Below are 9,929 nucleotides of genomic sequence, written 5' to 3'. Positions count from 1 at the left end.
TTTAACTCGCGGGCGAGTCGGAACCAGAAGAGCCGCTCGGGGCGGCTTCGGAGTTTTTTTCTGCTGTCTCCACTGCCTTGACGCCGAACCCGTTCAACCGCTCGGCGACAGTGGCGACCCGTGTCACGGCGGCAGCGGACTTCGTGCGCAACGCGTCCATGTCTGCGCCCGTGAAAAGCGGTAGGCCGTCTTCGCCGACGGCTGTCGCGACGAGCAGGTTATTGTGGAAATAGCTGATGGATTTATCCGTGTCCGACATCCGCTCTTGAAAAGCGTCGCGTGCGGCGCCGGTCATCACGATGACGCGCACCGAACCGCCCCACTCCGGCACATCGACGTCTTCCGACTTCAGGTCGTCGGCTGCGAGAATCTGTTCACGAGTCAGCATGTGATTAAGCTCCGCCGCCGACCGGGATGTCCGTGACCGGACCCGTGATCGTCATTGCCACGGTCGTGGCGAGAATCGCATCGACGCCGCCCGACAGCGGGAACGTCTTCACGAACGCATCGAACGTCGACGCGGTGCCGTCCGGCAGCGTCAGTTTGTACGTCTTCTTCGTGCTGGCCTTCTGCGAAGCCTTCATCGCCAGTTGGCCCGGGTCGGCCATGTTCACGTTTATGTCGATGGAGAACGAACCCTCATCGATGAGGCCGAGCAACTTCTCTTTCGCGACCGAATCGAGATCCGTCGCGTCTAGTTCGGTTGCAGAACCGTCGAAGCCGGTGAACGACTTGACGTTGGAGACCTTGAGCCACACCGGGACCAAATCGGTGCCGGTGTCGTTGATCGAGAAGGTGGAACCTTGTGCGCTGATTGCGGTGCTGGTCATGATTTTCCTCAGTCTTGATACCAAATTGAGACATCTAGGCGGCTGCCGTAAAGCTTCGTGTCGTCCTCGTATCCGCTCACTGCGGAGCCGATCGGAGTTCCACTAACAGGCGCAGCAGTGAGCGCCTGACGTACCTGCTTCATGAGTGCCGACGTGGCGACGCGTGTCGTCGACCAGACGTTGACCTGCATGCGGGAGTTTTGAAGCGTGTCGGGACCGTCGAACGTCGTTTCGTCCTGGCCACCGACGGATTGATACGTGATGTACGGCTTCACCACATTCGCCGGCGCGATGTCGGCATAGACGCGGAACGAACCATCGGCATTAGTCACCAGCGCCTTGAGTGCCCCGGTCATGATCGATTCGAGGCTAGCCATTGTTTGCGCCGGTGCTGCATGCCAGATCCGTGTATTCGCGCGACGCGACATTCGGAAGCGGCTTCAGGATGTTGAAAATCACATCGTCGACAGGCAGTCCATCGACGAACTTCAGCAGCACGGCACGCATGCCGTTATCGATGTCAGTCCGATACCGAATACGAATGCTCGCCGTCGCGCTGCCGACCTCGGCGTTTGCCTGGACGGTTTCCTTGCCGTTGAGCATGAGGATGCCCGCCCATACGGTTGCGACTTCGACCCATCCTTCAATTGGCTGCCCACCTTCGTCCTGGGCGCCGCCGTTGCGCTCGATACGCACGCGTCGATCGAGGGATCCGGCACGCATCAGATGCCCGGCACAATTCGATGCGGCCGCAGCAGCGTCCGCGCATTGAACGGCAATTCGACAACGTGCCCGAGTGCCGAATCCTCGCGGTTCGCGTACAGCTCGCCGGTCGTTTTGAGGATTGCTGCCTTGATCGCCCCATTAAGGACCATGGGTTCGTCGCCGGCGGTGCCAGCGGCCACGGCGGCTGCCATCGACTCGGCATCCTCGAAGACCTGACGGTTCAGATAGTCGAGCGCCGACTGGATCGCGCCGTCGAGCATCGCCTGCACGACGTCATCTTCAACGCCGGCGTCCTGCCGCAAAAAACCAAGCGCGAGATTGAGCTCGACGAGTGCCATCGCTTACTTTTCCGCCTTGTTGGCGGGCTTCTTTTCTTCCGTGCCTTCGAGCGCACGCAATTCCGTCGCGCCTGCTTCCAGTTCTGGAGGACACTCGTCGCCTACATTGAACTGGGCGGGGTAAATCTCACCTTCTGGCACGCCTTTAAACGGCTTGATGAACTTCGGCATATCGACCTCGAAAAAAAGGGGCATCGCTTGGACGCCCCTAACCACACGCCTACGGGATTTGAATTACGCGCTCGCGGCGACCTTCATTGCGCGCATCGGCTCCGGATTCAACAGGCCGCCGCCAACGCGTTTCGTCGTGTAGAACATGACGTAAGGCTTGTTGGTGTATGGGTCGCGCAAAACACGCACGCCGATGCGATCGATGATCATGTAGGTCTGCTCGAAGTCACCAAACATGACCGGGATGGAATTTGCAGCCACATCCGGCATATCGGGGATTTCGGTGATCGGATAGCCCGCCAGCGTCGCCGGCTGACCCGCCACATAAGACGGCTGCCACAGGTAGTTACCTTGGCCGTCCTTCAGCTTGCGGATGACACGCTGTGTATTGCGGTTCATCGTGAAGCGTGCATTGCCGGTGAACGCGGCCGGCAGGTCATAGATGATGTCAATGACGCTGTCCGAAGTGATGGTCGCCGCGGCGCCGCTGTTGACGACAGTGATCGGGCCAAACGGGTGCTTCGCGGCATTGGCGCCGCCGGCGATATACGTCAGGATGCCGGCCGGCTTGTTCGTGCCGTTACCCGAAACGAACGCGACGCCCTCCTGCTTCGCAAATTCTGTTTGCACCTCGCCTGCGAGCCAGGTTTCCAGATCGATCTCGCTGTCGTCGAGGATCTGCTGGGTTGCGGCCGGATTCGCGTAAATTTCGCCCGATGCGAAGGCCAGCGGCTGGAACGTGGCGGTGCCCGTCTGCGGACGCTCGTCCGTCTCACCAACCCAGCCACTCGCCGTGCCGCGCATGTTGAACAGCTTCGAAAACCCTGCTTTCGACGTCGGCTGCACCTTGCAAATCTGCCGCATCGGCGAAATCAGCACCAGCTTGTTCGTGATCGTGCGATCCCACTCGACCGGCGTCGTATAGCCGCCCTCGGCATCGGCGCCCTTGTTGAGCGAAGCCTGAACATCGCCCTTCTTCATGTGCGCATAGAACGACTCGGTATATTCCTTGTCGCGCAGTTGCTTCCCGCCGGCGCTCATTTGCGCCGCGGCGATCTTGATGTTGGTTTCGTCAACAGCCCCTTGCAACGAATCCAGATCCGCCGAGATCTTCTCAACCTTGGCCGTGATGTCGCTGGTCGGAAGCCCCGCCCGCACCAACTCGAGCTGTTTCGTCTGCTCCGTTTTGTAATCCGCGAAAGCCTTTTGCAGATTTTCGATGAGCACCTTGACTTCCGGCATGCCGACATCGGCACGGACCGACACAATGCCACGCGGAACGAAGCCGGCGTGTGGAGCGAGCGCTGCCGCGATCGCGGCGATAAGTGCATTCTTAATCATGGTAATTAGCCTTGGATGGCGTTGATGAGGTTTTGCAGCGATGCCGCAACTTCTTCGCCAGCGCTCGGCATGGCAGGATTCCCGGTAGCGCACGGCGTACCGGTGAAAAGGGCTTTGAATGCATCGCGGCGCTGCGAGCGTGAGTAACCCGCCTTCGCCATTGATGCTTCAATGAGTGCAAGCGCTCTTTTGTTGCCGCTTGCACTCGTGTTCTTGTCAATCTCCGTGCCATCTATAAGCCCGGTAGCAAAACCGTCCGCGACAGCTTGGTCAGAGCCGATCCATGTTTCCCGATCCATTAGCGTTGCTGCTGCGTCTTGGCTGATACCCGTGCGTTTCGCATATAGGTTCGCCATCGCTGCATCGAACGGCTCAAGCGTTTGAGCCGCTTGCGCCAGATCGTGTCGGTTGCCAATTGCCACCGTCCACGCGTTGTGGATCATGAGGAATGAGCCCTCGCCCATCAGAATTTCGTCACCAGCCATCGCGATGACTGACGCGGCTGACGCGGCAAGGCCAAGTATCTGAACCGTAACTTTCGCCGGATGCTGGCGGAGCAGGTTAAAGATCGCGACTCCCTCGAAGAAGTCACCACCTGGTGAATTCACGTTCACAGTGACGGCTTGATTTGCGCCGATGCTGCGTAGCGCCGCAGAAATACGCGTCGCGGTCACACCAGTACCTTCCCAGTTGTCGCCGATCGTGTCGTAGATTGAGATCGACGCTGAACTGTCGTTCGCGGCACGCACCTCGGGCTCCCATCGCTCAAGCGCATCCGGCCGCAAATCGAATTGCGCAGCAGTGAGACGATGATCAGCGCGAATCTCAGGCAGTTGCAGAAGGCTCATCGCCTGTCCCCTTCGGTTTCTGTGTCATTGGATTGCGCAGCGCGTCGGTCTGCGGGTCATCGGATTTCGGAAGGTCGGATAGCTCGCGCACTTCGTTCTGCGACATCCATGGGGCATGTCCGCCAGCGCCGAGCGCCTTCGAAAAGAACGACGCCTGATCGTTGAGCGTGCCGCGCAGCAACGCGCCTTCGTTGAACTTGAACTGTTGCTTGCCGAGCTGGTTATCAGGGATGAAGCTGCGTGCCGCAGCCTGCTCCCATGAGACAAACCAATGTGCAAGGCCGTACTGGATGAAGAAAATCGCCAACTGTTCGATGCCACTGCCCCAGCTCGTGTCATCCATCATCAGGAGCGGCCGTGGCACGCCGTACATACGCGCCACTTCCTCAATCTGATGGTTGCGGGTCTCTATCTGCTGCGCTGATACAGCCGTGGACGTGAACTGCTTCGCCGTGCCGCCCTCTTCGATCAGCATCCAACTACCCGCGTTGTCAGCACCGGAGTGGTTGTCGGCGATTGACTTCTTCATGCGCATATATGCGTTGTCTGACAGCTCCTTCGGCACCTCGATAGCGCCGCCGGCCATGACGCCAGTGCGGAACGTGCGCGCCGCTGCGCGCTCGGCCTGCTCCGCAAGTTCCAACGATTCGCCCGACAGCTTGATTCGAGAAATTCCATTGATTCCATCGAGCGACAAATCTCGAAGGTGGAATACCTCGCGCGCCGGAAGCGTGATCAGGTCGCCGGACGGAGTGGTGTAGTCATAGACCATCTGCCACGCAGCCGTCAGCCGGGGCTTTGTCGAACCACGATCCATCGGAATCAGCCGGATCGGCCTGTTACCCGACCAAATAGCGCGTGCAAAGGCCTGCCCGTCGAGCAGCGCGCGAAGTTGCAAAAGACTCTTGAATTCGATCGGCGTCTGCCAATCGTTCGGCTTGTACTTGAGCAAACGGTGCGCCGGGTTGTCGGTCTGCACTTGCTTCTTGTCGTCGCTGCTTTGCAGGTTCAACGGCAGCATGCCGATCGCTTCGGAGATCAGCGTCACGCATCGCAGGACGGCCATGTTTCGCAGCGCGTGCGCGGCCCGCGGATCGCGACCGTCAAGCTCGCCGCGCCGGATGTACTCAAGCAGGCGCGGGTCATCAAGTCCGGTGAAGGTGGTGCCCCCTTGTGACGTCTCGGCACGCGGGAGAATCGGCTCAGCACGTTCCTGAGTAGATTCTTGAGGACGAGTTTGGGCCTCCGGCGAAGCACTGCGCCGGAAGAAATCGAACAAACTCATTTACACCTCAAAGAAATCGGATACCGCGCGACTCATACACCGACTGGCCTTGCGCCGGCGGGTTGAGCGACATGAGCGATACCGCATCGAATATAGCCATCAGCGGATCAATCTTGCCCGTCCCGCTCGCCTGTTTTGTGATGTTCACTGCATTACCCACCGGCACAACACGCGCATTGCCGACGCACCACGCCATCAAACGTTGGCCGCCGTGAACTAGCACTCCGCCGTCCCCGATACCTTCGTCGAGGCCGCGGCCGCTCGCCGCGGCGACGCGTCGTTCAGTCGTCTTAATCGCGCCTGACAGTTTCCAGCCCTGCGAAATTCCGATCACCTTGTCTTCCGGCACGCCGGCCGCGCTGAGCGCATCAAGCACCCCACCGATACCGGCTGGATCAGCGCCAACCTTGTCCAGCAGGCCCGCCTTCTGGATGGTCGACACAATCTCCGCGACATCCTCGACGTCGTCGCCGATCTGCTCTACGACCGTCAAATCACCTTCCCGCTCGAAGTCGCGCAGCGTGTCGGCGATCTCCTTGCGGCGCTCAAACACGGATGGATGCGCCCATGCGTGCGTCCATGCGAGCCAGTTGCGCGTGCCGCGCTCGCGCCCAACGACCGCGAGCCCGAGCAAGTCATCCAATCCGCCACCGTCGATGCCGACGTCAATCACTTCGCAGCGGTCGATCAGACCTTCGAGCGTCAAGCCGGGCACATGCGCCGCATCCTCCCAAAACTCTGCTCCCGCCCAACGATCACTGCGCAGTGCCAGGCCGATTTCCACATTGGCGTGCTTGGCGAGGAAGCCGCGGAACGATCCTTCGCCGCCCTCTTGGGCCTTGCGAAACTCGCGCTCCAGATATGCCTGATCAACCGAATAGCCGAAATTCGGATTGACCATCGCGAGGTTTTCGACCCGCAAGTGCTCTTTGCGCTTCACCATTTCAGGCGGGTGCTCAAAGATCACCGGCACGAAACACGGGTCAAGGATCTTTCCATCGCGCACGTCGCGCGCGTAACGCAACTTCTGCAAAAAGACGCCCGCCGGCGGATCGTTCGATTGCGTCGTAAGGTAAATCACGAAGCCTTCTGGCCGCGACGCAAGTCCGCCGGTCGCCTCGCGCAACATGTCTTCGGCATTCGGCTGCTTTCCGAACAGCCAAAGCTCATCAATCAGCGTCCCAACACTCTTCTTGCCGCTGACCGTGTTCGCGTCAGCAGCGACGACCTTCAGCGCTGCGCCACTGACGCGGTGCGTGATCGTCTTGATGTGCGTTTGCACCTGGAACAGTTCGTCGAGATCTCCCTCGTGCTTCACCATGTCCCGGCTCGGCGCGAAACTGTTGTTCGCGACCTCGATCGTCGGCGCGAGGATCGCGTATTCGGCAGACTGGCGCCAATTAAGGATCATCGCGGTCATCATGATCCCGGCCGCAAGTGTCGACTTGCTGTTCTTCTTCGGGATGCACACAAACCACTCGGTAATCAGGCGTCGCCCGCTGTCAGGGTCGTATGCGCCGAAGATCGAAGCGACGAGATCGAACACCCATTGTGCGCACGATTCGCCAAACGTCGGACTACCCGGTGCATCGACGATCTTGAGCTGCCTGAAAACGTTCAGTGCAATCTCGGCTTGCTCCGGAAAGATCGGTGGCGGGATGATCGAGCGTCCGGACCGAAGCCGCTCGGGCCAGTCCAGGCATGCAGTTGACCATTCCATCCGCTATTTCCGGTTGTTGACGACAAGCTTCGGCGTCGCAAGCGACGCAAACTTGTTAGCTGCTTTCTCGGCGGCCGCGCCCTTCGCATCCTTCTTTCCAGTCTCACCGACCTTCGCATGCACGAATGGCATGAGCGCTTTTGCGGCGTCGACGCGCAGTTTCGGTTCGGTCCGACCGTCGTTCATCGCGGCAATGAGGAACGCCTTCGGATCGGTGAAGCTCGTCATCGCGTCGATGTCGAAATCAGCGGGTGCGCGCAAACCGCCGGTCGAATTTCCGGCCGGAGCAGGCTTGGATTCCTGCTGAATCTTGTGCGCGGCCATGTACAGCACCACGTCCTTGTCTTTAACAAGGCGCGACCCTGCTGCCGATGCCGTCGCGGCACTGTAACCTGCCGCGATTGCCGCGTCCTTATTGGCTTTGCCGGCCAAAACAGCGTCGGCGAAAAGCCTCTTTTTCGCTGTTAAAGCCATTAACAAAAACCTCAAAAGGGGAAATTTTCTGCGCGTGCGGGAACTGGCGGTCTAGCAGATTTTACCTGCTAGACTTTCGACACCCCCTATCCGCGTAAATATTTCAAAATAGATCGAAAACGCACCGATTTGGTGCTAATTTCGTGGAACGGTCTAGAATGTTGGTTTCACGCAACGCCTCACGTCAATCCGGCTTCCTGCCGCTGCTTCTCGCCGGAGTGGTGCGTCGAGCACAGCGACTGCCAGAGCGCTTTGTCCCAGAACAGCACCGTGTCTCCACGGTGCGGCACCGAGTGGTCAACCACCGATGCGTACGGCACCGCGAGGCGGCGCTCAGCGCACTCAAGGATCACATCCTCAATGCTCGACGCCACGATGCCAGCATCGCGCAGACAGAAAACACAAAACGGATGACTGCGCAGGTGTCCGGCACGCGCCTTCTGCCATGCGTAGCCGTAACCACGTGCCGCACTGCTCTGCTTGTCGGTCCGCCATGAACCGGGCTGCATCACGGCCATTCGCGTGCTTGCCTGCTGTAGCCTCGGCTTCAGCGTGGTCAGCTTGGGTCGCGTCATGGTGCGGTGGTAGTAAGTTGAGAGTTGCGACCGGAAGAGCAACGGCAACGCTATCCGCCTGCCGCTATGGGTTTGTACCGGCCTTGCAACCCTCACGTCGAGCGCCTGAGTCAGGTCGTGCGCTTGTGCGCCGTTCGACGTGAGAATGCAAAAAGCCCACGCGGCGCAAACCGGTGGGCTTTCTTTGGGCGCACCTCGCGCCCGACCTCGTCAATATAGCGACATTCGCCGCTGTTTACAACTTCTTTTTACTGACTGATGCTGGTCTCAAGCTGGTTTCGTTCACGCGATGACGGGCACTCCTTGAATCGGTCCGTATCCGTTTGGATAGCGCTGCATTGACTGTTCAAAGTTACGCTGGAAAATCTCTTCGTTGCGTACAGTTTGAAACCAATCCAACGCACCTCCAATTACATCGTGAGTGAACTCCCGAACATCGATGTTTAGATAGTCGTTCAACAGATTGTTGTGCATCACTACGCCGTTTCCCGGCTCGCGGAAAATGACGCGCACGTCTCCCGGCCGATCATTCTCAAGTCTTCCTTGGTGCAATGCGGCACATCGGAGACCGTAGCACTGTCGACCAGTGAGCGAAGGGACTCGGTCAACACCCGATCCGACAAAGTACTTCGGCGCCACCCAAATATCGAACCAAGCCATATATTTCGCGCCCGTTGCTTTCCCATCTTGCGATTCAAGGGCGCCGCATATATCTGGCACAGATAGCGCACCCATTAACGCCATGAAATACAAATCTTCGGCGTCAGCACAGAGGCCAATTTGATTTAGAAAAAACGCAAATGGCTCGATTCGATCAGTAGGCACGTTCATGATGGTCTCCGACGTTGTGGTCAACACGTTAACGGCCAAAAAACACGGCACTTAAATAACTTCGGTTAACTTGATCATTCCGCGTTTGCGCAATACAGGAAGCAACGTTTCCTTTGCCGACTGATACAGCACATGCACTTCTTCAAGCGTCAGACGCATGTTTTTCCAAACGTCGCCGCCGCAGAATTTGTTCTTCATGTGCGTCTGGATCGCAGCTCGCTGCTTTCACGTGAGCGTGTCCACGCACAAATCGACGATCTCGGCTTGCTTGCGCTGCGCCTTGCGCTCCGCTTCGTGCGTACGCTCCTCAATGGTCGCGTATCGGTCGCTTTCATCGAAGTTGCGGCACGCTGGGTCAACCCGACCAGCGCCAAGGTTGACCGTGTATCCAGACTGCCACTCGTACCAGGTTGAGAGAATCTCTTCAATTTGCGTGCTTTCGTCGTTCGACATGCTCACTCCAGTTTTAATCGCGTCTGTCACATAACCACCCGAAAACAAATTCCCCAATGCACGAGCCACGAGACGAGCGATTCGCGGATCTCAATTGCGCGCGGGAATGGAAACTCGACTTCGTCGGCGCTCTCGACGCCCACCAGCGGACAACCGATGAATGCGATCAGCGCGGCGTGCGTGTCGCCGTCGATGCGCCGCGCCGCGGTATCGGTCAGCGGCCGGGGAATGTCGGTGATCTGGATATAGACGAAAGCGCTCATTGCTTCGGCGCCTCGACTGGCAACGGCTTGCTCCAATCCCGCGAGCGAATGCCAAGCGCGTAATACAGCGCATC

General features: G+C 58.8%; 16 protein-coding genes. All 16 read right to left on the bottom strand.

From position 1 onward, the window contains the following. Window position 1: 1 nt before the first annotated feature. The 16 genes from HB376_RS03150 to HB376_RS03080 all read right to left on the bottom strand — a co-directional run bounded on the left by HB376_RS03150 (window position 2) and on the right by HB376_RS03080 (window position 9,855). Window positions 2–388 carry a hypothetical protein gene (locus HB376_RS03150; RefSeq protein WP_213761976.1) on the bottom strand — a complete coding sequence of 129 codons (387 nt, stop codon included), beginning with the start codon at window positions 386–388 and terminating at the stop codon, window positions 2–4. A gap of 4 nt (window positions 389–392) precedes the next feature. Continuing rightward, window positions 393–830, bottom strand: a complete 438-nt coding sequence (locus tag HB376_RS03145) for a phage tail tube protein (protein ID WP_213761975.1) — start codon at window positions 828–830, stop codon at window positions 393–395. An 8-nt stretch (window positions 831–838) separates the two neighbouring features. Next, entirely contained in the window at window positions 839–1,207 is a 369-nt protein-coding gene (locus tag HB376_RS03140; RefSeq protein WP_213761974.1) for a DUF3168 domain-containing protein, read from the bottom strand. Continuing rightward, window positions 1,200–1,553: a phage head closure protein gene (locus tag HB376_RS03135; protein WP_213761973.1), complete on the bottom strand. Its 354-nt coding sequence runs from the start codon at window positions 1,551–1,553 to the stop codon at window positions 1,200–1,202. The genes HB376_RS03140 and HB376_RS03135 overlap by 8 nt, the downstream gene beginning before the upstream one ends. After that, the gene (locus HB376_RS03130; RefSeq protein WP_213761972.1) at window positions 1,553–1,894 is read right to left on the bottom strand and encodes a head-tail connector protein; all 342 of its coding nucleotides are present in this window, start codon (window positions 1,892–1,894) and stop codon (window positions 1,553–1,555) included. Before HB376_RS03130 ends, HB376_RS03135 begins: the two co-directional genes overlap by 1 nt. Window positions 1,895–1,897: 3 nt before the next feature. Continuing rightward, window positions 1,898–2,065, bottom strand: a complete 168-nt coding sequence (locus tag HB376_RS03125; RefSeq protein ID WP_213761971.1) for a hypothetical protein — start codon at window positions 2,063–2,065, stop codon at window positions 1,898–1,900. Between the two features lie 63 nt (window positions 2,066–2,128). Further along, a complete protein-coding gene (locus tag HB376_RS03120; protein WP_213761970.1) occupies window positions 2,129–3,406 on the bottom strand; it encodes a phage major capsid protein in 1,278 nt (425 codons plus the stop codon). Between the two features lie 5 nt (window positions 3,407–3,411). Further along, window positions 3,412–4,254 carry a head maturation protease, ClpP-related gene (locus HB376_RS03115; protein WP_213761969.1) on the bottom strand — a complete coding sequence of 281 codons (843 nt, stop codon included), beginning with the start codon at window positions 4,252–4,254 and terminating at the stop codon, window positions 3,412–3,414. Next, on the bottom strand, window positions 4,232–5,539 hold the full coding sequence (locus tag HB376_RS03110) for a phage portal protein (RefSeq protein ID WP_213761968.1): 1,308 nt from the start codon (window positions 5,537–5,539) through the stop codon (window positions 4,232–4,234). Before HB376_RS03110 ends, HB376_RS03115 begins: the two co-directional genes overlap by 23 nt. A gap of 7 nt (window positions 5,540–5,546) precedes the next feature. Continuing rightward, window positions 5,547–7,259, bottom strand: coding sequence for a terminase large subunit (locus HB376_RS03105; protein WP_213761967.1), 1,713 nt, complete (start codon window positions 7,257–7,259; stop codon window positions 5,547–5,549). Between the two features lie 3 nt (window positions 7,260–7,262). Continuing rightward, window positions 7,263–7,733 carry a terminase small subunit gene (locus HB376_RS03100; RefSeq protein WP_213761966.1) on the bottom strand — a complete coding sequence of 157 codons (471 nt, stop codon included), beginning with the start codon at window positions 7,731–7,733 and terminating at the stop codon, window positions 7,263–7,265. A gap of 179 nt (window positions 7,734–7,912) precedes the next feature. Further along, a complete protein-coding gene (locus HB376_RS03095; RefSeq protein WP_213761965.1) occupies window positions 7,913–8,308 on the bottom strand; it encodes an HNH endonuclease in 396 nt (131 codons plus the stop codon). A gap of 282 nt (window positions 8,309–8,590) precedes the next feature. Continuing rightward, the gene (locus HB376_RS03090; RefSeq protein WP_213761964.1) at window positions 8,591–9,139 is read right to left on the bottom strand and encodes a hypothetical protein; all 549 of its coding nucleotides are present in this window, start codon (window positions 9,137–9,139) and stop codon (window positions 8,591–8,593) included. A 51-nt stretch (window positions 9,140–9,190) separates the two neighbouring features. Beyond that, window positions 9,191–9,337 carry a hypothetical protein gene (locus HB376_RS40755; RefSeq protein ID WP_255631137.1) on the bottom strand — a complete coding sequence of 49 codons (147 nt, stop codon included), beginning with the start codon at window positions 9,335–9,337 and terminating at the stop codon, window positions 9,191–9,193. A gap of 27 nt (window positions 9,338–9,364) precedes the next feature. After that, window positions 9,365–9,592 (bottom strand): hypothetical protein, encoded by a 228-nt coding sequence (locus tag HB376_RS40750; RefSeq protein WP_255631136.1) that lies wholly within the window; start codon window positions 9,590–9,592, stop codon window positions 9,365–9,367. 26 nt (window positions 9,593–9,618) lie between these two features. Next, on the bottom strand, window positions 9,619–9,855 hold the full coding sequence (locus HB376_RS03080) for a hypothetical protein (protein ID WP_213762303.1): 237 nt from the start codon (window positions 9,853–9,855) through the stop codon (window positions 9,619–9,621). Window positions 9,856–9,929 lie beyond the last annotated feature (74 nt).

Origin of the sequence: Caballeronia sp. dw_19, assembly GCF_018449515.1 — a bacterium.
GTDB lineage: Bacteria > Pseudomonadota > Gammaproteobacteria > Burkholderiales > Burkholderiaceae > Caballeronia.
Note: the sequence above shows the minus strand (reverse complement) of the source record. Positions and strands in the feature narration are given on the sequence as shown.